The following is a 23,434-nucleotide window of genomic DNA, read 5'->3' as shown; positions in this document are numbered from 1 at the left end:
GTTTCGTCTGCACCAAGCCAACGTTCCAAGCTGAAGTTGTGCATGTACCTAGTTGGCTTTCGTGAGGCTCGACGCATTCCCCTGGTTGGGGAGGGTGTGCGGTGGATGCGGGTGGATGCAGGCGTTGCCGCTCTCCTGGCAGGGCCCGCACAATTGCGGGAGTGGCTGGCCCAGGGCGCTGGCCAGTTCGCCAAGCAGCTCGGTCTGTTCCGCAGGGTCCAGGTTCAGGCGGCCGGTGCGTACATCGACCAGTTCCAGTTGCCAGGCCAGCAGGGTCAGGCAGCCCTGCAGGGCGGCCAGGGCGTTGCCTGGCAGGTGCTGCTGGCAGCAGGCGGGGGCGAGCAACTGCTGCAGGCCGGCGGTGTAATGAGACACCTCGAGCAGGCCCAGGGTGTCGGCGCGCCGGGCGAGGGTGGCTAGGGCATCGTTCAGGCAGTGGCAGGCATCAGGGTCGTTGTCGATCAATTCCAGGTGCTGCAGGCACTCCTGGGACTTGGTCAACAAGACTTGGGCGTCCAGCAGGAAATCCTGCAGGGCACTGCTGTTCAGGGGTGCGCTATCCATCATGAAACTCCAGCGTGCGGGGCTGGAGCAGGGGGTGGCGACACCAAAACGATCGCTAGCAAAAGCCTGACTCCGTTCATGCAATGAGAATGGCGTCACATTAATGGCTAACTGATGGCGGGAACATCAGGTTGCACCCGATTGCGCCTAGGGGATTCCCTGATGGGTGGCGACAGGGGCTGTAGGTGCGTGGCAGCAGTAAAGCATGATGTTAAAGTGATATCAATTGCTCGGGCGGCATTTTCCGATAGGGGTCAAGCCGTATCGAAACCCGCCGATACAAGGCAGATGAATTCACTTTCCTGACTCAAGCCTGGAGGTTTTCCAATGGCTGGCATTCTCGACACGGTAGATCAACGAACGCAACTGGTGGGTGAGAACCGCCTGGAAATCCTCATGTTCCGGCTGGCGGGTCGCCAGTTGTTCGCAATCAACGTGTTCAAGGTCCAGGAAGTGCTGCAGTTGCCCAAGTTGACCTTGATGCCACAGCGCCATGCCTTCGTCTGCGGCGTGGTCAACCTGCGCGGGCAGACCTTGCCGGTGATCGACCTGTCCCAGGCGATCGGCATGCGCCCGCTGCAGCCAGGCCCCGACAGCACGATCATCGTCACCGAGTACAACCGCTCGGTGCAGGCCTTCCTGGTGGGCGGTGTCGAGCGCATCGTCAACATGAACTGGGAAGCTATCATGCCACCCCCGTCCAGCGCGGGGCGCCAGCATTACCTCACCGCGATCACCAAGGTCGATGAGCGGCTGGTCGAGGTGATCGACGTGGAGAAGGTGCTGGCCGAGATCGTGCCCTACAGCACCAAGGTTTCCCGCGACAAGCTCGAGGACCCGGTCCTGGCCCGTGCCCGGGGGCGCGAGGTGCTATTGGTGGACGATTCCAGCGTGGCCCTGGCGCAACTGCGTGACACCTTGTCCCAGCTCGGCATGAAGCTGCACGTGGCCAGCGATGGCCTGAAGGCCCTGCGCATGCTCAAGGGATGGGCCGATGCGGGGGAGGATGTCTGCGAAAAGCTGCTGATGGTCTTCACCGATGCGGAAATGCCGGAAATGGACGGTTACCGGCTGACCACCGAGATACGCGGGGATGCCCGCCTGCGTGGCCTGTACGTGGTCTTGCACACGTCGCTGTCGGGAAGCTTCAACGAGTCGATGGTGAAGAAGGTCGGCTGCGACGACTTCCTCTCCAAATTCCAGCCCGACCGGCTGGTGGAGGTGGTGCAGCAGCGCTTGATGCTGGACCATGTCATGGCCTAGCTGAGCTGCGCTCTACGGCTTGCGCAGGACCTTGTGGGAACGGCCTTGTGTCGCGAAGAGGGCGCGTAGCGGCCCCTGCATCGGGTATAAGCTTGATGTTTTCGACTGGGCAAGGCGGGCAGGATGTTCTTGAGTGCGTTGTATCGGTACCCGGTGAAGTCAGGGCAGGCCCAGGGCCTGCAAGATTCACCGGTTGACCTGTTGGGGTTGCAGGGCGACCGGCGCTGGATGGTAGTGGAGGCGGAGAATGGCCGCTTCCTCACCCAGCGTGCCTGGCCGCGGTTGGGCCAGCTCAAGGCGAGCCATGGCGAAGGCAGGCTACTGCTCGAGACAGCAGGGCAGGCGCCGCTGGAAGTGGCCGTGCCACCTGCCGACGAGGCCCTGCGGGGCGTGACCATCTGGCGCGATACCTTGCGTGTTCCGGATGCTGGCGATGCCGCCGCGGCCTGGCTGAGCGAGCTGCTCGGCAAGCCCGTGCGCCTGGTGCATTGCCCCGAGCAGCGGGCCCGTTATTTGCCCAATGGCTATGGCCTCAACAGTGACCGGGCGGCGTTTCCGGATGGCTTTCCCTTGTTGTTGATCGGCCAGGGTTCGCTGGATGAGCTGAATCGACGCATCGGACGGCCCATGGAGATGCTGCGGTTTCGGCCGAACCTGGTGGTCGAGGGGGCAGCACCGTTCGCCGAGGATGGCTGGAAGCGCATCCGCATCGGCGATATGACGTTTCGGCTGCTCAAGCCCAGCGTGCGCTGCATCCTGACCACGCTCGACCCGCATACCGGCGAGCGCAGTGCTGATCGCGAGCCGCTGGCCACGTTGAAGACCTTCCGCGAGCGGGAAGGGGATGTGCTGTTCGGGCAGAACCTGGCGGCAGATGGCAGTGGCCGGATCGAGGTGGGGATGAAGGTCGAGGTGATCGAGTAGGGCCGCGAAGCGGCCCTGTACATCACATGTCGTCGAAATACCGCTCGTGCCAATCCACCAACGGTTGCGGCGAATTGAGCTTCTGCCCGTAGATGACCGAGTAGGACAGCACGTTCTGCACGTACTGGCGCGTCTCGTCGAACGGAATGGACTCGACCCACACATCGAAGCTCAGGTGCCTGGCCCCCTTGAGCCATTGCCGCACCCGGCCCGGCCCGGCGTTGTAGGCCGCCGAGGCCAGTACCCGGTTGCCGTTGAACTGCCCGTGCACCTGGCTCAGGTAGGCCGCACCGAGCTGGATGTTCTTGTCCGGATTGAACACCTGGCGCGGTGAGGCCAGCGGGATGTTGAACCGGCGTGCGGTCTCCTTGGCGGTGGCCGGCATCAGTTGCATCAGGCCGCTGGCTCCCACCGGGGAGCGGGCGTCCTCCATGAAGGCGCTTTCCTGGCGGGTGATGGCGAACACCCAGCTCGAATGCAGGCCGCGTACCTTGGCTTCGCGCACCAGGGTGTCGCGGTGGGCCATCGGGAAGCGGATGTCCAGGTCATCCCAGTACTGGGCCTGGCTGATGGTACGGATGGCCGGGAAATACCAGCGCAGCTCGTAGCCCAGCCGTGCCTGGGCGACCATCTCCTCGCGGGTGAAGTGGCGGCTGACGTGGTACCACTCGCGGCGCCCCTCGACGATCTGGCCACGGGCATGGAACTCCAGGGCGCGACGAATGCCTGGGGTATTGCGGACCTTGTTGATCACCTGCTGGCTCAGCACCAGGGGCCGGTTGTTCAACTGGTAGGGGGTCTGCGCCCGGTCGGCGGCGAGGAAGCCATAGAAATCGCGCTCGCGGGCCACGGTCTTGTACAGCAGCGGGATCTGCGGGTCGTTCGGCTGCGCCAGTTCCAGGCTGCGGGCCTGCCAGTAGCGCCAGCGGTTGCTGCTCGCCAGGTCCTGGGGCAGGCGCTTGGTCAACTCGTAGGCCTCTTCCCAGCGGCCCAGGCGCAGCAGTAGGCGCAAGCGCCATTCGCTGACCGTGTTGTCGCGCAGTTCGGGGTCGTAGCGGGTCATCAGGTCGAGCGCACGTGGGTCGTAGCGGCGAGCCAGGGTCAGGCCGATCTCGCGGGCGATGGCTACCTTCTCGTCACGGGAGAAGTGCATGCGCTGGGCATAGCCGTCGAGCAGCGCCATGGCTCGCTCCGGGTCCTGCCGCGCCAGACGACGCAGGCCGAGGCTGACCACGTCGGACATGGCCTCGTTGACTGGCGTGAAACGCGACGGTTGGTTGAGCAACTCGGGCTTTTGCGCCACCTCGACCAGCAGCTTGCCCTGGGGCGCGAGGGTGGTGAGGTTCCTGACCAGGCTGTTGGCCAGGCCGTAGTTGCGTGCCTGGGCCGCCAGCTTGGCGCGGTGCCAGCGCTTGGCCTCGGTCAACTGGCCCTGGGCGGCCCACAGGCTGAACAGAGGATCGCAGGCGGCCGGCTGCGACTTGCCGACGTTCCACAGCTTTTCGGCGGTGGCGAAGCCTTCGGCGCGCAGGCCATGGGTCAGTTGGTACTGGCCGTTGAGGCAGTCCAGCTCGGTGAAGTTGAGCTTGGGGTCGTAGTATTTGACGAAGGTGTTCCAGTCGCCGCGCTCGGCCAGCCAGCGCAGCCAGCGCAGTTTCATCCAGTTGGCCTGGGGCAGGTCGCCATGCTTGGCGAGGAAGCCCTCGATCTCCTGGTTGCTGGCGCTCTTGAGGCGGGCGGTCAGCTCGTCGTAGGCCAGGTAGGGCGTCAGCGGGTAGTCGCGCAGGGCCTGGGCATAGCGCAGGTAGGGGCCCTTGTCGCCCTTGGCCAGGGCGCGCTTGGCCTCGTCGTAGTACCGCCGTTGCTGGGTGATGTCGATGGCGTGTGCCGCGCTCGCGGTGGTGGCGGTGAGCAGCAGGCAGGAAACGAATTGGAACAGGCGGCTGCGCATGATACGTCCGGGCAGTTGAACCATGGGAAAGTGACGGCGAAGCCAGCACTGTTGGGGTTGATTGCCTTAGCTTAGCCGTTTGCCAGCCACGGGTGAAAGCACTGCGCTTGTATCCAATCATTATCTTCGACCGGATGTCGCAAAGCCCCCGGAAGATGGCCTGCCTGATGCCGGGAGAGGGTAAGTCGGGTAGAATGCGCGCCCGGTTTTTGGAGACGATCATGACCCTGCTCAAATTCAGCGATGTGTCCCTCGCGTTCGGCGCCATGCCGCTGCTGGACAAGGTGTCCTGGCAAATCGCCCGTGGCGAGCGGGTGTGCATTATCGGTCGCAACGGTACCGGCAAGTCGAGCATGCTGCGCCTGGTCAAGGGCGAGCAAAAGGCCGATGACGGCGAGATCTGGCGCGCGCCGGGGCTGAAGATCGGCGAGCTGCCGCAAGAGCTGCCGGTGGCCGACGAACGCAGCGTGTTCGACGTGGTCGCCGAGGGCCTGGACGGTGTCGGCGCACTGCTGGCCGAGTATCACCACCTGAGCCAGAACATCCAGGGCGACGCCGACCTGGACAAGCTGATGCGCGTCCAGCACGAGCTGGAGGCCCGCGATGGCTGGCGCCTGCAGCAGGTGGTGGAGAGCACCCTGAGCCGCCTTCAGCTGCCGGCCGACAAGACCCTGGCCGAGCTGTCCGGTGGCTGGCGCCGCCGCGTGCTGCTGGCCCAGGCGTTGGTGTCCGAGCCCGACCTGCTGTTGCTCGACGAACCGACCAACCACCTGGACATCGGTGCCATCGCCTGGCTCGAGGAGGCCTTGAGCGGCTTCAACGGCGCCGTGCTGTTCATCACCCACGACCGTTCCTTCCTGCAGAACCTGGCCACCCGCATCCTCGAACTGGACCGCGGCGGGCTGATCGACTGGAACGGTGACTACGCCAGCTTCCTGGTGCACAAGGAGGCCATGCTGGCCGCCGAGGAAACCGCCAATGCGCTGTTCGACAAGCGCCTGGCCCAGGAGGAGGTGTGGATCCGCCAGGGGATCAAGGCGCGCCGCACCCGCAACGAAGGCCGCGTGCGTGCTCTCAAGGCCCTGCGCGTCGAGCGCAGCCAACGCCGCGAGCGCCAGGGCAAGGCGAACATCCAGCTCGAAGTGGCGGACAAGTCCGGCAAGCAGGTGATGGTGCTGGAGAAGGTCAGCTTCGCCCACCCCGAAGGCCCCCTGCTGGTCAAGGACTTCTCCATGGTCCTGCAGCGCGAGGACCGCATCGGCCTGCTCGGCGCCAACGGTACCGGCAAGACCACCCTGCTCAAGCTGATGCTCGGTGACCTGGAGCCGACCTCGGGGACGATCGAGCGCGGCACCAAGCTGGAGGTCGCCTATTTCGACCAGATGCGCCATCAGCTGGACCTGGAGAAGACGGTGATCGACAACCTGGCCGAAGGGCGCGATTTCATCGAGATCGACGGCCAGAGCCGACATGTGCTGAGCTACCTGGGCGACTTCCTGTTCAGCCCCCAGCGTGCCCGCACACCGGTCAAGGCGCTGTCGGGCGGCGAGCGGGCGCGGCTGCTGCTGGCCAAGCTGTTCAGCAAGCCGGCCAACCTGCTGGTACTGGACGAGCCGACCAACGATCTGGACGTGGAGACCCTCGAGCTGCTCGAGGAAGTGCTGTCCGGCTTCAAGGGCACCGTGCTGATGGTCAGCCACGACCGTGCCTTCCTCGACAACGTGGTCACCAGCACCCTGGTGTTCGAAGGCCAGGGCAAGGTGCGCGAGTATGTCGGTGGCTACGAAGACTGGATCCGCCAGGGTGGCTCGCCGAAGCTGTTGGGCGTGACCGAGAGTAAGGGCGGCAAGGCCGAACTGGGCAGTGCGGTGGTGGAAAAGCCGGTTGCCGAGGCCGCGCCCACGCCGGCCGTTGCCGCTGCGGCGGAGCCGGCGAAGAAGAAGCTCAGCTACAAACTGCAGCGCGAACTGGAGGCCCTGCCAGGGCAGATCGACGAGCTGGAGCAGCGCATGGCCACGGTGCAGGAAGAGGTCAACGCGCCAGGCTTCTACCAGCGGCCGATCGGCGAAACCTCGGCGGTGCTGGCGAAGCTGGAGCAGATGCAGGCCGAGCTGGACGCGCTGGTCGAGCGCTGGGCCGAACTGGAAGGCTGATGCGCACTGGCCCTTCGCGGGGGTACCCGCGAAGGGCCAGTCTGGCTGAGCGGTGTGCTATCAGCCTTCTTTTTTCTGGAGTCGCACCGCCAGTACGTCGCACGGCGCGCCATGCAGCACGTCGTTGGCTGTGGAGCCGAGCAGCAGGGCCAGGCCGTGGCGGCCATGGCTGCCGACCACGATCAGGTCGCAGTTCTGTTCCTTGGCCAGCTGATGGATCTCCTGGCGTGGCTGGCCGTAGGTCAGGTGCGAGTCGCCACGGTTGATGGTCGGGTATTTGTTGAACAGGCGGTCCATGCGCTCCTTGGCCTGGTCGAACTGTTGCTGCTGCAGTTGCGACAGGTCCATCGGCACGTCGCCACCGAAGGCCATGGCCATGGGTTCGACGATATGCACCAGGGATACCTTGGCACCGGTGGGTTCGGCGAGCTTCATGGCGCGTTTGATCACCGGGTCGCATTCTTCGGTCAGGTCGACGGCGACCAGAAGATGTTCGTAGGACATGAGCGGTACTCCTGACAATCGCGATAGTAGAAGTATGGTCGCTTTCGGGCCGGTCGCCGTGAAACATGGCTAACCGGCTCATTTGCAACGCTTTATGGGATCTACAGATATGACGGTATGGCTGGTGGTGTCAATCCTTGCGCTGATTCTCAGCCCTCTGGCCTGGTTGCGTCCATCGCGCAAGCAGAGCGAGCAGATGAACCTGCGCCTGGAAGGGCGGCGCATGGGGCTGGCCATGCAATTGGCGCCCCAGCAGTGGCCGCACTGGCTGGAGAAAGAGCCGCCCAGCCCGTGCCCACAGTACCACCGGGCGCGGCGCAAGGGGCACGACGACCGCTGGAGCTATTGGCAGGTCACCCCGGGCGTATGGTGGAACCAGTGGCGCGAACCCTGCGAGGAGCCGCGCCTGGCCGAGGCCTTTGCCCGTTTGCCGGCGAGCGTCTACAAGGTCGAGGCCGACAACCGCATGCTGGCCCTGTACTGGAGCGAGCGTGGCGACAAATCTGTATTGCAGGATATTGCCCAGGTCCTCGAGGACCTGGCCTGAAGCCAAAAAAAAGACCGCGGGGCAATCCCGCGGTCCCAGGCAGACCCACCAGGGCGACCCTGGCGTGCCCTCAAGGCCAGGCAGGCCGGTTGAACATCGCCTCGCCAGTGTAGTCACTCATTTCCCGCCTGCTGACATTTTCTGCTGCGCAGGGGCTATCGCTGACATGAATGTCCGGCGATCACTGTCATCATGTTTCCTGCCCATGGGGTGCAAAATGACCGGAAAGTCGCGTTTTCAGGCTGCTTGCGAGCATTTGACAACGTCGATCTTTTCGGAGAATGTGTGCGTACCCAAATCAAACGGGCGTATGAATTGAGCGTTTGTATGTCAGACCGCTCGTACAGAATCCCGACTAGCGCGCTGACGGGTGTGCCTGGGAAAGGGGGCGGGATAGCCGGCCCTTGCACCAGCGATCGGCGTGTACAGTTCAGCTTCCATATCGTGGAGATCAGTTGATGATTTACGAAGGTAAAGCCATCACGGTTAAGGCTCTTGAAAGCGGCATCGTCGAACTGAAGTTCGACCTCAAGGGTGAGTCCGTCAACAAGTTCAACCGCCTGACCCTGGACGAACTGCGCCAGGCCGTGGACGCCATCAAGGCCGACGCCGCCATCGAGGGCGTGATCGTCAGCAGCGGCAAGGACGTGTTCATCGTCGGCGCCGACATCACCGAATTCGTCGACAACTTCAAGCTGCCCGAGGCCGAGCTGGTCGCCGGCAACCTGGAAGCCAACCGTATCTTCAGCGACTTCGAGGACCTCGAAGTGCCGACCGTCGTCGCGATCAATGGTATCGCCCTGGGCGGCGGCCTGGAGATGTGCCTGGCCGCCGACTATCGGGTCATGTCCAGCACCGCCAAGATCGGCCTGCCGGAAGTCAAGCTGGGGATCTACCCGGGCTTCGGCGGTACCGTGCGCCTGCCGCGCCTGATCGGTTCGGACAACGCCATCGAATGGATCGCCGCCGGCAAGGAAAACCGTGCCGAAGACGCCCTGAAGGTCGGCGCCGTGGATGCCGTGGTCGCCCCCGAGCTGCTGCCGGCGGCGGCCCTCGATCTGGTCAAGCGTGCCATCAGCGGCGAGCTGGACTACAAGGCCAAGCGCCAGCCGAAGCTGGAAAAGCTCAAGCTCAACGCCATCGAGCAGATGATGGCCTTCGAGACTGCCAAGGGCTTCGTCGCCGGCCAGGCCGGCCCGAACTATCCCGCACCGGTCGAGGCCATCAAGACCATCCAGAAAGCCGCCAACTTCGGCCGTGACAAGGCCCTGGAAGTCGAAGCCGCCGGTTTCGCCAAGCTGGCCAAGACCTCGGTCGCCGAAAGCCTGATCGGCCTGTTCCTCAACGATCAGGAGCTCAAGCGCAAGGCCAAGGCCCATGACCAGATCGCCCACGACGTCAAGCAGGCCGCCGTGCTCGGCGCCGGCATCATGGGGGGCGGCATCGCCTACCAGTCGGCGGTCAAGGGCACGCCGATCCTGATGAAGGACATCCGCGAGGAAGCCATCCAACTGGGCCTGAACGAAGCGTCCAAGCTGCTCGGCAAGCGCGTCGAGAAGGGCCGCCTGACCCCGGCGAAGATGGCCGAGGCGCTCAACGCCATCCGCCCGACCCTGTCCTACGGCGACTTCGCCAATGTCGACATCGTCGTCGAGGCCGTGGTCGAGAACCCGAAGGTCAAGCAGGCCGTGCTGGCTGAGGTGGAAGCCCAGGTCAAGGAGGACGCGATCCTCGCCTCCAATACCTCGACCATCTCCATCAGCCTGCTGGCCAAGGCCCTCAAGCGCCCGGAGAACTTCGTCGGCATGCACTTCTTCAACCCGGTGCACATGATGCCGCTGGTGGAAGTCATCCGTGGCGAGAAGTCCAGTGAAGTGGCCGTTGCCACCACCGTGGCCTATGCCAAGAAGATGGGCAAGAACCCGATCGTGGTCAACGACTGCCCGGGCTTCTTGGTCAACCGCGTGCTGTTCCCGTACTTTGGCGGCTTCGCCAAGCTGGTCAGCGCCGGCGTCGATTTCGTGCGCATCGACAAGGTCATGGAGAAGTTCGGCTGGCCGATGGGCCCGGCCTACCTGATGGACGTGGTCGGTATCGACACCGGCCACCACGGCCGCGACGTGATGGCCGAGGGCTTCCCGGACCGCATGAAGGACGATCGCCGCTCCGCCGTCGACGCCCTCTACGAGGCCAACCGCCTGGGCCAGAAGAACGGCAAGGGCTTCTACGCCTACGAGACCGACAAGCGCGGCAAACCGAAGAAAGTCGCCGACCCGTCGGTGCTCGACGTGCTCAAGCCGATCGTCTTCGAACAGCGTGAAGTGAGCGACGAGGACATCATCAACTGGATGATGATCCCGCTGTGCCTGGAGACCGTTCGCTGCCTGGAAGACGGCATCGTCGAGACTGCCGCCGAGGCTGACATGGGCCTGGTCTATGGCATCGGCTTCCCTCCCTTCCGTGGGGGCGCGCTGCGCTACATCGATTCGATCGGGGTCGCCGAGTTCGTCGCCCTGGCCGACCAGTACGCCGATCTGGGGCCGCTGTACCACCCGACTGCGAAGCTGCGCGAGATGGCCAAGAACGGCCAGCGCTTCTTCAACTGAGCGCCCAACGAGTTAGAGCGAGAATATTGATATGAGCCTGAATCCAAGAGACGTGGTGATTGTCGACTTCGGCCGCACGCCGATGGGCCGTTCCAAGGGTGGCATGCACCGCAACACCCGTGCCGAAGACATGTCCGCGCACCTGATCAGCAAACTGCTGGAACGCAACGACAAGGTCGACCCGAAGGAAGTCGAGGACGTGATCTGGGGCTGCGTCAACCAGACCCTGGAGCAGGGCTGGAACATCGCCCGCATGGCCTCGCTGATGACCCCGATCCCGCATACCTCCGCTGCGCAGACCGTCAGCCGCCTGTGCGGTTCGTCGATGAGTGCGCTGCACACCGCCGCCCAGGCGATCATGACCGGCAATGGCGATGTGTTCGTGGTCGGCGGTGTCGAGCACATGGGCCACGTCAGCATGATGCATGGCGTCGACCCCAACCCGCACCTGTCGCTGCACGCCGCCAAGGCCTCGGGCATGATGGGCCTGACTGCGGAAATGCTCGGCAAGATGCATGGCATCAGCCGTGAGCAGCAGGATCTGTTCGGCCTGCGTTCGCACCAGCTCGCCCACAAGGCGACGGTCGAAGGCAAGTTCAAGGACGAGATCATCCCGATGCAGGGCTATGACGAGAACGGCTTCCTCAAGGTCTTCGACTACGACGAGACCATACGCCCGGAAACCACCCTCGAAGGCCTGGCTTCGCTCAAGCCTGCGTTCAACCCGAAAGGTGGTACCGTTACCGCCGGTACCTCGTCGCAGATCACCGACGGCGCATCGTGCATGATCGTCATGTCTGGCCAGCGTGCCATGGACCTGGGGATCCAGCCGCTGGCGGTGATCCGTTCCATGGCCGTGGCCGGTGTCGACCCGGCGATCATGGGCTACGGCCCGGTGCCGTCGACGCAGAAAGCGCTCAAGCGTGCCGGCCTGACCATGGCCGATATCGACTTCATCGAGCTCAACGAAGCCTTCGCTGCACAGGCCCTGCCAGTGCTCAAGGATCTGAAAGTGCTCGACAAGATGGATGAGAAGGTTAACCTGCACGGCGGCGCCATCGCGCTGGGGCATCCGTTCGGTTGCTCTGGGGCACGGATTTCCGGCACCCTGCTCAACGTCATGAAGCAAAATGGCGGGACCTTGGGTGTCGCCACCATGTGCGTCGGCCTGGGCCAAGGCATCACGACTGTCTTCGAACGCGTCTGAGTGCGTCGCTGACAGCAGCCGGGGCCTAGTGCCCCGGTTTTTGTTTTTTACAGGATTTGTTCAAGAGGGTGGGCGACATGCAGATACAGCCAGGCGTGTACCGGCATTACAAGGGGCCTGAGTACCGTGTCTTCGGCGTCGCACGGCACTCCGAAAGCGAGGAGTGGGTGGTCTTCTACCAGGCGCTGTATGGTGAATACGGGCTCTGGGTACGACCGCTGTCGATGTTCCTGGAGTCCGTCGAGGTTGACGGCGAGCAGGTGCCACGCTTTGCTTTGGTCAAGGCCGAGGATGGGCTGTTCGGGCGTCCTGCGGCAGCCGACGAGTAGCTGCCCGCGCTTGACCTCACCCTGTTGCCACTATATATAGCGGTGCCGCGTCCGGCACCTGACGCGTTTTTCATCTTCAGATTCAGGAATACTCCGATCCATGGGCAAATCGCTGGTCATTGTGGAATCCCCGGCCAAGGCCAAGACCATCAACAAGTACCTGGGCAGCCAGTACGTGGTGAAGTCGAGTATCGGCCATATCCGAGACCTTCCCACCAGCGGTTCGGCTAGCGCCAGCAAGGAACCGGCGGCCAAGCGTGGCAAGGCCGCGGGCGAGGCTCCGGCCCTGTCGCCGAAGGAAAAGGCCCGTCGCCAGCTGGTGGCGCGCATGGGCGTCGACCCGGAGGCGGGCTGGAAGGCCAAGTACGAGATCCTGCCGGGCAAGGAAAAGGTCATCGACGAATTGCGTCGCCTGGCCAAGGATGCCGACACCATCTATCTCGCAACCGACTTGGACCGCGAAGGGGAGGCCATCGCCTGGCACCTGCGTGAAGCCATCGGTGGCGATGACAGCCGCTACAAGCGCGTGGTGTTCAACGAAATCACCAAGAAGGCCATCCAGGAGGCCTTCTCCCAGCCGGGCGAACTGGACATCGACCGGGTCAATGCCCAGCAGGCGCGCCGCTTCCTCGACCGCGTGGTCGGCTACATGGTTTCGCCGCTGCTGTGGGCCAAGATCGCCCGTGGCTTGTCTGCCGGCCGCGTACAGTCGGTGGCGGTGAAGCTGGTGGTCGAGCGCGAACGTGAGATCCGCGCGTTCGTCCCGGAAGAATACTGGGAAGTCCATGCCGACCTGGGCACCGCCAAGAACGCCAAGGTGCGTTTCGAAGTGGCCCGGGAGAACGGCGAGGCCTTCAAGCCGCTGAACGAAGCCCAGGCCATGGCGGCCCTGGAGAAGCTCAAGGCTTCCAGCTACAGCGTGGCCAAGCGCGAGGACCGGCCGACCAGCAGCAAGCCGTCGGCGCCATTCATCACCTCGACCCTGCAGCAGGCTGCGAGCAACCGCCTGGGCTTTGGCGTGAAGAAGACCATGATGATGGCCCAGCGCTTGTACGAGGCAGGCTACATCACCTATATGCGTACCGACTCGACCAACCTGTCGACCGATGCCCTGGACATGGCGCGTGGCTACATCGAGCGTGAGTTCGGCAAGCAGTACCTGCCGGAAAAGCCGGTGGTGTATGGCAGCAAGGAGGGCGCCCAGGAAGCGCACGAGGCGATCCGCCCCTCCGACGTCAACACTCACCCGAGCAAGCTCAGCGGCATGGAGCGTGACGCTGAGCGCCTGTACGAGCTGATCTGGCGCCAGTTCCTGGCCTGCCAGATGCCGCCGGCGCAGTACCTTTCCACCAGCGTCACGGTGAATGCCGGTGACTTCGAGCTGCGTGCCAAGGGCCGTATCCTCAAGTTCGACGGTTACACCCGTGTGCTGCCGCAACAGAGCAAGCCGGGTGAGGATGACGTCCTGCCGGAAATGGCCCAGGGCGAATCGCTCAAGCTGATCCAGCTCGATCCCAGCCAGCATTTCACCAAACCCCCGGCGCGCTACACCGAAGCCAGCCTGGTCAAGGAAATGGAAAAGCGCGGCATCGGGCGCCCGTCGACCTATGCGGCGATCATTTCCACCATCCAGGACCGCGGCTACGTGACCCTGCACAACCGCCGCTTCTACTCCGAGAAGATGGGCGACATCGTCACCGAGCGCCTGTCGGAGAGCTTCTCCAACCTGATGGACTACGGCTTCACCGCCGGCATGGAGGAGAACCTCGACGACGTGGCCCAGGGCGAGCGTGACTGGAAGAACGTGCTCGACGAGTTCTACGGTGATTTCAGCAAGAAGCTGCTGACCGCCGAGTCCGCCGAGAATGGCATGCGGGCCAACCAGCCGACCCTGACCAACATCGCCTGCAAGGAATGCGGCCGGCCGATGATGATCCGTACCGCTTCCACGGGTGTGTTCCTGGGCTGCTCGGGCTACAGCCTGCCGCCGAAGGAGCGTTGCAAGGCCACGGTCAACCTGGTGCCGGGCGACGAGATCGCGGCGGACGACGAGGGCGAATCCGAGTCCCGCGTATTGCGTGGCAAGCACCGTTGCCCGATCTGCGCGACGGCGATGGACGCTTACCTGCTGGACGAAAAGCACAAGCTGCACATCTGCGGCAACAACCCGGACTGCCCGGGCTACGAGATCGAAGAGGGCAGCTACCGCATCAAGGGCTATGAAGGGCCGAGCCTGGAATGCGACAAGTGCGGTAGCGAGATGCAGCTCAAGACCGGCCGCTTCGGCAAGTTCTTCGGCTGCACCAACCCGGCGTGCAAGAACACCCGCAAGCTGCTCAAGAGCGGCGAGGCGGCGCCACCGAAGATGGACAAGGTGGACATGCCTGAACTCAGGTGCGAGAAGGTCGACGACACCTACGTGCTGCGCGATGGCGCCTCGGGGCTGTTCCTGGCTGCCAGCCAGTTCCCGAAGAACCGCGAGACCCGTGCGCCGCTGGTGCTGGAGATCATCCCGCACAAGCACGAGATCGATCCGAAGTACCATTTCCTCTGCGATGCACCGCAGAAGGACCCGGACGGCCGCCCGGCGGTGATCCGCTACAGCCGTAAGACCAAGGAGCAGTACGTGCAGTCCGAGGTGGACGGCAAGCCGACTGGCTGGAAGGCGTTCTACGACGGCAGTGCGTGGAAGGTCGAAGACAAGCGCTGATCGGTCGGCATTTGGGGGCGCTTCGCGCCCCTAAAGGCAGCCGCATGTCATGACTGACCGGCTTCGAAGCGGATGTGCTTGCGGCCGGGCCTGCCGATCCCCGACACTGCAGTATCGCCTTGCAGCCTTTAAGGGAGGGCACTGAAGATGGCCCAGGAACTCTACACCCGCACCAACCAGAAACTGTTCTTCGCCGGGCTCGCCCTGGAGTCCATGGCCAAGGCTGCCGACAGCCAGGCGATGAACGCCCAGGGGCTGATCCAGGCCGAGCGCGAGTCGGCGCTGTTCCATCTGTACGGGGCCTTGCTGGGGCTGTGCCACGAGATCGCGGGCTTCTATCGCTTGCCCCAGGCAACGGCGCCGCGTGTGGAACTGCTGCTCAGCGACGACGCGCTGGAACGTATCGCCATCCCCGAGGTGGCCGAGTTGCTGGAGCTGGCCCGTCAGCCGGAAACCTGGCTCGCGCAATTGCTGCGGGCTTATGCCGATTTGTTCCGACCGCCGGTCGCGAGAAAAGCCCCGAAAACAGACGTTACCCAGCCATTGATTCAGGCTGTCAACCTGGATGAGCCCGAGCAACCCGCACTGTCGCGGGACGAACTGGAAAGCTGGCGGCAGAACCTCAAGCACCTGGTGCGTCGTTTCCGTGACGCGTTGAGTGAGTGCTGACAACGCCCGTGGCTGGTACAATACTGGCCTTTCGTGAAAAGCAGGCCCTATATGTCAACGTCCTTCCTAGAAATTGTCGAGTTGCCTGATGGCCGGATCGAGCTGCGCCGCGCCGAGGATGAAGGCTCCCTGGTAACCCTGGATTTCTCTGAGGACGCCAAGGTATTCCTGCAAGGACAGCATGTGGAAGTGGCCAAGGCCATGCTCAGCGTGGGCGTGCAGATGGCAGGTCGCCTGATCGAAGGCGACCTCGAACGTGACGAGGGGCCGCGCGTGCTGCATTGAGCGTCGCGCTTCCCAGATTCAGAGCAGCTACAGGCAAAGCCTGAACATCAGCCGAGGCGGATGTTCAGGCTTTGCGCGTTTCCGGTATTGGCTGCGCGGATCAGTTGCTGGCGTGTGCTGGCATTGACACTGCCGAGCCAGCTGACCACGGTGTGGCTGCGGCCCAGGCGCAGGGCCTCGCAGGCCAGTTGCAGGGTATTCTGGTTGCCGCGCGGTTGCAGTAGCAGGATGCGCTCGCGGTTGAGGCCGGCATCGCGCAGCCAGGCCTGGGTCAGGCTGGCGGGCGGGGCGATGAGCGTCAGCCAGCGGGTGTCGTCCTCCTCGCTCAGCTCGCGCAGGATGGGAGCCAGTAGGCTCTGGCAGTGACCCGCCGCGCCGCGCAGGGACAGCTCGCTGAACCGCTCGGGCTGGTTGCCCTTGAGGGGTTGCGACGGGGTGTGGGCCTTCAGCCCGGGCAGTACCGGTTGGGCGAGGAAGGCCTCGAACAGGGGCAGCTGGGCTTGCTGGGGTGCATGGATGAACTGCTGCATGACGCCTCCTGGATCAGCGGCGAATGACGCCGACGCTCAAGCCCTCGATCACCAGTTCCTGTTCTTTCAGGTCGACTTCGATAGGGGCGAATTCGGGATTCTCGGCGAGCAGCCAGACCTTGCTGCCTTCGCGCTTGAAGCGCTTGACGGTCACTTCGTCGCCGAGGCGGGCGACGACGACCTGGCCGTTGCGGGCCTCGCGGCAGGTGTGCACCGCCAGCAGGTCGCCGTCGAAGATGCCGATGTCCTTCATGCTCATGCCGTGCACGCGCAACAGGTAGTCGGCACGGGGATGGAAGAACGCCGGGTTGATGTTGCAGGATTCCTCGATGTGCTGCTCGGCGAGGATCGGCGCACCGGCGGCGACCCGGCCGATGATCGGCAGGCCGCTTTCCTCGGCCTTGGCTTCCAGGCCCGGGATACGGATGCCGCGGGAAGCGCCCGGGGTCATCTCGATCGCACCCTTGCGGGCGAGGGCCTTGAGGTGCTCCTCGGCGGCGTTGGGGGACTTGAAGCCCAGCTCCTGAGCGATCTCCGCGCGGGTCGGCGGGAAGCCGTTGTCTTCCAGGCAGCGTTTGATGAAGGCCAGGATCTCGGCTTGGCGTGGCGTCAGTTTCAGCATGGCGGGCGCTCTGTCTTTTTATACAGTGACTGGGATTATATACAGTAGAGGGCGAGCTGCAAGCCATCAGATGCAAGAAAAGCGCGATAAGGCGCCCTGGGCCCTTCGCCGAGTCCCCGCAGGTGCGCATCTACAGGGCTGGCACCTCTTGCCGCTTGCAGCTTGACGCTTGTAGCTTTTAAATGGCGACCGCCTAGTCACGGAGCCTTGACAGGAACAGGCCTGAAACGTATGTTTCAAACAACTGTTTGTCAGGCGGAGTAGTCATGGCCCAATCGGAAACCGTTGAACGCATTCTCGATGCTGCCGAGCAGCTGTTCGCGGAAAGGGGGTTCGCGGAGACCTCGTTGCGGCTGATCACCAGCAAGGCCGGGGTCAACCTGGCTGCGGTGAACTACCATTTCGGCTCCAAGAAAGCCCTGATCCAGGCAGTTTTCTCGCGTTTCCTCGGCCCTTTCTGCGCCAGCCTCGAGCGTGAGCTGGAGCGGCGCCAGGCACGCCCCGAGCACAAGCCGAGCCTCGAGGAGCTGCTCGAGATGCTGGTGGAGCAGGCCCTGGCCGTGCAACCGCGCAGCAATAACGACCTGTCGATCTTCATGCGCTTGCTGGGCCTGGCCTTCAGCCAGAGCCAGGGGCACCTGCGTCGCTACCTGGAGGACATGTACGGCAAGGTGTTCCGCCGCTACATGCTGTTGGTCAACGAGGCCGCGCCGCGCATTCCGCCACTGGAACTGTTCTGGCGCGTGCACTTCATGCTCGGTGCCGCGGCGTTCAGTATGTCGGGCATCAAGGCCCTGCGCGCCATCGCCGAGAACGATTTCGGCATCAACACCTCGATCGAGCAGGTCATGCGCCTGATGGTGCCGTTCCTGGCCGCTGGCATGCGCGCCGACAGCGGCGTCACCGACGAAGCCATGGTCGTGGCGCAGTTGCGCCCGCGCAGCAAGTCCGGCACCGCCAGCGCCCCTGCCAAGGCCTGAGCACTGGGCGGGGCAGGGCGCTTCGGCTAAGCTAGGCGGCCTGCGTGGTAACCGTACAGGCCGCTAGCGCCCATGCCCGATCTCGATTTCCTGCACATTTCCCTGGCCGATCAATGCCTCTACGGTTTCGCCCGTGGGCAACTGTGCGTGCGCCTGCCGGTCTCGACCGCCCGCAACGGCGCCGGTGAGTTGAACGGTTCGGGGTGCACGCCCAGGGGGCTTCACCAGGTGCGGGCGCGGATCGGCGCAGGCCTGCCGCTCGGCGCGGTTCTGCGTGCCCGTCGCTGGACCGGCGAAGTCTGGTCGCCGGCGCTGCATGCGCAGTTCCCCGGGCGCGACTGGATCCTGAGCCGTATCCTCTGGCTCAGCGGCTGCGAGCCGGGCGTCAATCGCCTTGGCCGGGTCGACACCTTCCGTCGCTACATTTACCTGCATGGCACGCCCGACAGCGAACCTCTGGGCGTGCCGTTGTCCCATGGCTGCGTGCGCCTGCGCAACAGCGACCTGCTGGACTTGTTCGAACGCGTGCCGCTGCACTGCCCGGTACGGATCGACGAGGCCGCCTGCCCCCAGTGGGCTTCCCTGGATCTCCAATGAAGGATTCCCTATGACCGCCAGCCTGCAAGGCTCCCTGATGGTGGATATCGCCGGTGAATGGCTGACCGCCGAAGATCGCCATCTCCTGCGCCAGCCCGAGGTGGCCGGCCTGATCATCTTTGCCCGCAACATCGCCAGCCCGCGCCAGGTGCGCGAGCTGTGCGCCTCCATCCGCGCCATCCGTCCCGATCTGATCTTGGCCGTCGACCAGGAAGGCGGCCGGGTCCAACGCTTGCGCCGGGGCTTCGTGCGCCTGCCCGCGATGCGCGCGATCGCTGACAACGCCAATGCCGAATACCTGGCCGAGCAATGTGGTTGGCTGATGGCGACCGAAGTGCTGGCGGTCGGCCTGGACCTGAGCTTCGCCCCGGTGCTCGACCTTGACCACCAGCGCAGCGCGGTGGTCGGCAGCCGCGCCTTCGAAGGCGACCCGCAGCGTGCCACGCAACTGGCCGGTGCCTTCATCCGTGGCATGAACGCTGCCGGCATGGCGGCCTGCGGCAAGCACTTCCCCGGCCACGGCTGGGCCGAGGCCGACTCCCACGTGGCCATCCCCACCGATGAGCGCAGCCTGGAGCAGTTGCGCCAGGCGGACTTGGTGCCCTTCACCCGCCTGAGTGGCCAGCTGACGGCGGTGATGCCGGCCCATGTCATCTATCCGCAGGTGGACAATCAGCCGGCCGGTTTCTCGCGCCGTTGGCTGCAGGACATCCTGCGCGGCGAACTGGGCTTCCAGGGCGTGATCTTCAGCGATGACCTGTCCATGGCAGGGGCTCATGTGGTGGGAGATGCAGCCAGCCGGATCGAGGCGGCCCTGAGCGCCGGCTGCGACATGGGCTTGGTGTGCAATGACCGGGCGGCGGCGGAGTTGGCGCTCTGTGCGGCCCAGCGCCTGAAGGTCAGGCCGTCGCCGCGGATCGCCGGGATGCGTGGGCGTGGGTTCGCCCGGACGGACTACCGTCAGCAGCCGCGCTGGCTGGAGGCGTTGGGGGCGCTGAAAGAGGCGCAACTGGTCGATTGATACGTCAGTAGCCAGTTAAGGCTTTGGGACGCGAAGCGGCCCCAGCATTTACCAAACCCGTACGCGGGGGCGTCAGCGCCCGCGTTTGCCCGGCAACGGTGCGAACAGCGCTTCGATCTCCTCGTCGCCCAGCCGCCACTGACCGGCCGCCTCGCCATCGAGCAGGCTGGCCGCCAGCGCAGCCTTCTCCTGCTGCAACTGCTGGATCTTCTCTTCCACCGTCCCGCGGGTGATCAGCTTGAACACGAACACCGGCTTGTCTTGGCCGATGCGGTAGGCACGATCGGTGGCCTGGTTCTCGCTGGCCGGGTTCCACCACGGGTCGTAGTGGATCACCGTGTCCGCTGCGGTCAGGTTCAAGCCGGTGCCGCCGGCCTTGAGGCTGATCAGGAACACCTCGCTGTCGCCGTTCTGGAACTGTCGCACCGGGGCGCGACGGTCGCGGGTGTCGCCGGTCAGCAGGCTGTAGCGGATGCCGCGCTTCTCCAGCTCGGCCTCGATCAGCGCCAGCATCGACGTGAACTGGGAAAACAGCAGCACCCGCCGCCCTTCGCTGAGCAGTTCCTCGAGCATCTCCAGCAGGTTGCCCAGCTTGCCCTTGTCGGCATGCGAGCCCTTGATCTCGGCGCCTTTGACCAGGCGCAGGTCGCAGCACACCTGGCGCAGCTTGAGCAGGGCGTCGAGGATGACGATCTGGCTGCGCGCCGCACCGTTGCGGGCGATCTCGTCGCGGACTTTCCTGTCCATGGCCACCCGCACGGTTTCGTAGGTATCGCGCTGGGCGTCGCTGAGCTCGACCCAGTGGATCATCTCGGTCTTGGCCGGCAACTCCTGGGCCACCTGTTCCTTGGTGCGGCGCAGGAGGAACGGGCGAATGCGACTGGCCAGGTGGGCCATGCGCTCGCTGTCGCCATGACGCTCGATGGGCACGCGATAGTCGCGGTTGAAGCGCTTGAGGTCGCCCAGCCAGCCAGGCATCAGGAAGTGGAAGAGCGACCACAGCTCGCCGAGGTTGTTCTCCATCGGCGTACCGGTCAGGCACAGGCGCTGGTTGGCCTGCAATTCGCAAACGGCGAGGGCGGCCTTGCTGGTGCTGCTCTTGATGTTCTGCGCCTCGTCGAGGACCAGCAGGTGCCAGGGCCGCTCATGCAGGTGCTGGAGGTCGCGGGGGACCAGGGCGTAGGTGGTCAGGACCAGGTCGTATTCGTGCAGCGAGGCGAAATGCTTGCTGCGACCGGGGCCTTGCAGGGCGAGCACGCGCAGCTCCGGGGCGAAGCGCTGGGCCTCGTCGAGCCAGTTGGGGACCAGGCTGGTGGGCATCACCGCCAGGGCTGGGTGCTCGAGGCGCCCGGCTTGCTTTTCCAGCAACAGGTGGGCGAGGGTCTGCAGGGTCTTGCCCAGGCCCATGTCGTCGCCGAGGATGCCGCCGGTGCCCATCTCGCGCAGGGCCTGCATCCAGTTCAGGCCTTGCTGCTGGTAGGGACGCAAGGTGGCGTTCAGGCCTGCCGGGGGCTCGATCTGCACGTCGCGGGCGTCGCGCAGGCGCCGGCCCAGGTCGCGCACGTGGCTGCCGCCTTCCCAGTGCAGGGGCAGGTGTTCGAGGTCGTTCAGGCGCGCCGCGTCGGCGCGGTCCAGGCGTAGGGAGGGACCGATGCTGTCGTCATGCAGGTACAGCTCGCCCAGCGTGCCCATCACGGCCTTGATGCGGCCATAGGGCAGGGCGACGCGCAGCGCCGGCGCGTCGAGCCGGCCACGGTTCATGTCGATCAGCAGGTGCTCGTCGTCACTGCGTCGGGCCAGCTCGCTGGGGCGTAGCAATTCGGGGCTGCTGCGCAGCAGCTGGAGGACGATCGGCAGCAGGCTGTGGCGCTGGCCATCGACGACGATCCCCAGTTCCAGGTCGAACCATTCATGGCCTGGCGCCTCCACCACGGTGGCGTACCAGTCGTCCACCTCCTGCAGGTTGAAGGCGAAGTCGCGGTGGATGTCGATCACCCAGCCGGCCTTGCGCAGGCGTGGCAGGTGCTCGCGGGCGAAGTGCAGCCAGGCCTCGTCGTCGGGCAACTGGAACATCTCGCCGGCGCTGTCGGGCAGGGCCTTGCTCTGCCGCGTGGCGGGTTTGAAGCCCAGGTCGTGCAAGGCCTTGCGCAGCGCCTGTTCGGCGCGGGGCTGGCGCTGGATGCGCTGGCTGGTCGTTTCCACCAGTCGGGTCAATGGCTTGTCGCCGTTGCCGCTGGCGCGCAGGCCGTCGTAGTCGAACGACAGCGCGGCACGGTGTTGCATCTGGCGCTGCATGCGCCCGGTCTTGGGCATGTAGGCGCTGAATTCGAGGCTGCCGAGGGTCAGGTGGGGCCGTGGTTCGATGCCGTCGATGTCCTCGGTGCTGACGGTGGTCGGCGTGGGCACCTGGCGGTTCAGGGCATTGAGCCGGTGGCTCAGAGGCACGACCAAGTGTTCCGGGACCGTGGGTGCCCGCGACAGCTGGCTGGCGATGAATGGATCCAGGTCGTGGGTCAGCTTGCCGACCTGGCCGGTGGTAGTGTCCACGTAATGCAGTGGCTCCAGTGGCAGCACCTGGGCCAGGGCCTGCTCATCGGCATACCAGGCGCCCCGGTAGCTGCCGTTGTCCAGGCGGACCCAGCGGAACGCCGCGTGGCGTTCGGGGCCGGGCTGCAGGGGCAGGTCGTCACGCCCTCGGAACAACAGGTGACCGGTGGCCAGGGCATAGCCCAGCAGCTCGGCGCCAAGGGCGCCGCCGATGAAGAGGGTGTTCGGTAGGCCACCTTTCGCCCGCTCTGCTTCAATGAGCCGAAGCAGGCGGCCATCGGCTTCGGTCACGTAGCGGGGCGGGTAGTAGATCAGTTCTGGCAACGAGGTGATGCGGGTGAGTTCCAGGGCGCCGCCGTTCTGCCGCGTGCCCTTGAGCACCGTCAGGTAGCACTGCTCCTGGTCCATGCCGACGCGGTAGTAGAGCGCCCGGCCCTTGTGGTCCGCCTTGGGGGCGGGCTGCTCGACCGGGTTCGCCATGGCCTCGACCCAGGAGTGCAGCTCGGGCGAAAGACTGGCGTGGGTATCGGTCTGGGCGCTGACCGGGGCGGGTGCGTGGCGCAACAGGAACAGGGCTGCGGCGCAGTGCTTGCAGTTGTGGCCTACCGGGCAACTGCAGGTTCCCTCGAACTCGATCCCGTCTTTGGTCATTTGCACGCTGAGCCATTGCTGGTACACGCGCCCTGCGGAGCCCGTGCATTCGGCCTGGACCCTCGTCTCGTCGACCGCGACCAGCCGGACCCGGCCGTCCTCGGCATAGGCTTCGCCGCGTTGCAGCGTGCGCGGGTCGAACCAGTCGCGCCAGTCATCGAGCTCGCGGACGAAGAACTGCACAGCGCTCTCGTTCACCTTACTGCTCCATCATCTCCGGGCTCAGTACCGGCAGCTTGCGCTCACCGACCGGCGCGATCTTCAGCAGCAGCGCCAGGTGACCGCCGTCGAGGAAGGTCAGTTGGTTGGCCTTCATGGTGCTGTTGCTCTGCCTGAACTGCTCGCTCTGCAGCACGCTGCCATTGCCATCGAGCTGGTTGACCCAGAAGTTGGCCTCCACGGTGATGAAGCGCCCCTGGGCGATGCTCAGGTTGCCCTCGATGGGGAAGTGGCCGAACTGCTCCTGACCTGCGCCCAGGGCGATGCGGCTCGGCTCGCTGCCGACCTGCTGCTGCCAGGCCTTGTGCAGCAGCACGGTATAGCTGGGCGTGGCCTGCAGGCGGGTGACTTCGTCGTTCAGCGCGGTCGGGCGTTCGGCGTCCTTGTTCAGGCGTGGGGCGCCGGCGCTCCAGTCTTCGGGGGCGAACGGGCTGTTCACCGCGGGCACGGCGTTCTGCCGGACCAGGATCATTTCCACCTGATAGGGGCCTTCGGCGAAGGCAGCCGGCGCGATCAGCGTCAGCAGCAATGTCAGGCAACGGATGGCACGCATGG

20 protein-coding genes are annotated in these 23,434 nt (G+C 64.9%); 13 read left to right on the top strand and 7 right to left on the bottom strand.

The window, feature by feature from the left end:
* Positions 1-48: 48 nt before the first annotated feature.
* Positions 49-564: a histidine kinase gene (locus tag ABFA30_RS20100; protein ID WP_410045834.1), complete on the bottom strand. Its 516-nt coding sequence runs from the start codon at positions 562-564 to the stop codon at positions 49-51.
* A gap of 327 nt (positions 565-891) precedes the next feature.
* On the opposite strand from ABFA30_RS20100, the gene ABFA30_RS20095 reads away from it, so the two are divergent.
* Positions 892-1,827 carry a chemotaxis protein CheV gene (locus ABFA30_RS20095; RefSeq protein WP_225786931.1) on the top strand — a complete coding sequence of 312 codons (936 nt, stop codon included), beginning with the start codon at positions 892-894 and terminating at the stop codon, positions 1,825-1,827.
* Positions 1,828-1,950: 123 nt separating this feature from the next.
* A complete protein-coding gene (locus ABFA30_RS20090; protein ID WP_368815647.1) occupies positions 1,951-2,751 on the top strand; it encodes an MOSC domain-containing protein in 801 nt (266 codons plus the stop codon).
* Between the two features lie 22 nt (positions 2,752-2,773).
* Here ABFA30_RS20090 and ABFA30_RS20085 read toward each other — a convergent pair whose 3' ends face one another.
* The gene (locus ABFA30_RS20085; protein ID WP_225786929.1) at positions 2,774-4,702 is read right to left on the bottom strand and encodes a transglycosylase SLT domain-containing protein; all 1,929 of its coding nucleotides are present in this window, start codon (positions 4,700-4,702) and stop codon (positions 2,774-2,776) included.
* Between the two features lie 221 nt (positions 4,703-4,923).
* Here ABFA30_RS20085 and ABFA30_RS20080 point away from each other — a divergent pair, with 221 nt between their 5' ends.
* Positions 4,924-6,855 carry an ATP-binding cassette domain-containing protein gene (locus ABFA30_RS20080; protein WP_225786928.1) on the top strand — a complete coding sequence of 644 codons (1,932 nt, stop codon included), beginning with the start codon at positions 4,924-4,926 and terminating at the stop codon, positions 6,853-6,855.
* A gap of 60 nt (positions 6,856-6,915) precedes the next feature.
* Here the strand turns inward: ABFA30_RS20080 and ABFA30_RS20075 are convergent, their stop codons facing one another.
* Entirely contained in the window at positions 6,916-7,359 is a 444-nt protein-coding gene (locus tag ABFA30_RS20075; RefSeq protein ID WP_225786927.1) for a universal stress protein, read from the bottom strand.
* A 109-nt stretch (positions 7,360-7,468) separates the two neighbouring features.
* Here ABFA30_RS20075 and ABFA30_RS20070 point away from each other — a divergent pair, with 109 nt between their 5' ends.
* From ABFA30_RS20070 to ABFA30_RS20040, 7 genes are all read left to right on the top strand, one after another.
* Positions 7,469-7,906 carry a hypothetical protein gene (locus tag ABFA30_RS20070; RefSeq protein ID WP_225786926.1) on the top strand — a complete coding sequence of 146 codons (438 nt, stop codon included), beginning with the start codon at positions 7,469-7,471 and terminating at the stop codon, positions 7,904-7,906.
* Between the two features lie 458 nt (positions 7,907-8,364).
* On the top strand, positions 8,365-10,512 hold the full coding sequence (gene fadB, locus ABFA30_RS20065; RefSeq protein WP_410045833.1) for a fatty acid oxidation complex subunit alpha FadB: 2,148 nt from the start codon (positions 8,365-8,367) through the stop codon (positions 10,510-10,512).
* A gap of 31 nt (positions 10,513-10,543) precedes the next feature.
* Positions 10,544-11,719 (top strand): acetyl-CoA C-acyltransferase FadA, encoded by a 1,176-nt coding sequence (fadA, locus tag ABFA30_RS20060; RefSeq protein WP_225786924.1) that lies wholly within the window; start codon positions 10,544-10,546, stop codon positions 11,717-11,719.
* 77 nt (positions 11,720-11,796) lie between these two features.
* Positions 11,797-12,048 (top strand): DUF1653 domain-containing protein, encoded by a 252-nt coding sequence (locus ABFA30_RS20055; protein WP_225786923.1) that lies wholly within the window; start codon positions 11,797-11,799, stop codon positions 12,046-12,048.
* Positions 12,049-12,148: 100 nt separating this feature from the next.
* Entirely contained in the window at positions 12,149-14,758 is a 2,610-nt protein-coding gene (gene topA, locus ABFA30_RS20050; RefSeq protein WP_253090893.1) for a type I DNA topoisomerase, read from the top strand.
* 147 nt (positions 14,759-14,905) lie between these two features.
* The gene (locus ABFA30_RS20045; protein WP_225786921.1) at positions 14,906-15,427 is read left to right on the top strand and encodes a DUF6586 family protein; all 522 of its coding nucleotides are present in this window, start codon (positions 14,906-14,908) and stop codon (positions 15,425-15,427) included.
* 51 nt (positions 15,428-15,478) lie between these two features.
* Positions 15,479-15,712 (top strand): hypothetical protein, encoded by a 234-nt coding sequence (locus ABFA30_RS20040; RefSeq protein ID WP_225786920.1) that lies wholly within the window; start codon positions 15,479-15,481, stop codon positions 15,710-15,712.
* A gap of 47 nt (positions 15,713-15,759) precedes the next feature.
* Here ABFA30_RS20040 and sulA read toward each other — a convergent pair whose 3' ends face one another.
* Both sulA and lexA read right to left on the bottom strand, forming a co-directional pair.
* Complete coding sequence (gene sulA, locus ABFA30_RS20035) at positions 15,760-16,242, bottom strand: SOS-induced cell division inhibitor SulA (RefSeq protein ID WP_225786919.1); 483 nt, start codon at positions 16,240-16,242, stop codon at positions 15,760-15,762.
* A 13-nt stretch (positions 16,243-16,255) separates the two neighbouring features.
* Positions 16,256-16,864: a transcriptional repressor LexA gene (gene lexA / locus ABFA30_RS20030; RefSeq protein ID WP_253080497.1), complete on the bottom strand. Its 609-nt coding sequence runs from the start codon at positions 16,862-16,864 to the stop codon at positions 16,256-16,258.
* Between the two features lie 266 nt (positions 16,865-17,130).
* On the opposite strand from lexA, the gene ABFA30_RS20025 reads away from it, so the two are divergent.
* From ABFA30_RS20025 to nagZ, 3 genes are all read left to right on the top strand, one after another.
* A complete protein-coding gene (locus tag ABFA30_RS20025; protein WP_225786917.1) occupies positions 17,131-17,844 on the top strand; it encodes a TetR/AcrR family transcriptional regulator in 714 nt (237 codons plus the stop codon).
* A gap of 72 nt (positions 17,845-17,916) precedes the next feature.
* On the top strand, positions 17,917-18,441 hold the full coding sequence (locus ABFA30_RS20020) for a L,D-transpeptidase (RefSeq protein ID WP_225786916.1): 525 nt from the start codon (positions 17,917-17,919) through the stop codon (positions 18,439-18,441).
* 22 nt (positions 18,442-18,463) lie between these two features.
* Positions 18,464-19,462 (top strand): beta-N-acetylhexosaminidase, encoded by a 999-nt coding sequence (gene nagZ, locus ABFA30_RS20015; RefSeq protein WP_410046059.1) that lies wholly within the window; start codon positions 18,464-18,466, stop codon positions 19,460-19,462.
* A gap of 72 nt (positions 19,463-19,534) precedes the next feature.
* Here nagZ and ABFA30_RS20010 read toward each other — a convergent pair whose 3' ends face one another.
* Together ABFA30_RS20010 and ABFA30_RS20005 are read right to left on the bottom strand one after the other, a co-directional pair.
* On the bottom strand, positions 19,535-22,858 hold the full coding sequence (locus ABFA30_RS20010; protein WP_410045832.1) for an SNF2-related protein: 3,324 nt from the start codon (positions 22,856-22,858) through the stop codon (positions 19,535-19,537).
* 1 nt (position 22,859) lies between these two features.
* The gene (locus ABFA30_RS20005; RefSeq protein ID WP_225786914.1) at positions 22,860-23,432 is read right to left on the bottom strand and encodes a peptidoglycan binding protein CsiV; all 573 of its coding nucleotides are present in this window, start codon (positions 23,430-23,432) and stop codon (positions 22,860-22,862) included.
* Positions 23,433-23,434 lie beyond the last annotated feature (2 nt).

This window comes from Pseudomonas sp. HLMP (assembly GCF_046365545.1).
Taxonomy (GTDB): domain Bacteria; phylum Pseudomonadota; class Gammaproteobacteria; order Pseudomonadales; family Pseudomonadaceae; genus Aquipseudomonas; species Aquipseudomonas guariconensis_B.
This window is presented reverse-complemented; position numbering and strand designations above follow the sequence as displayed.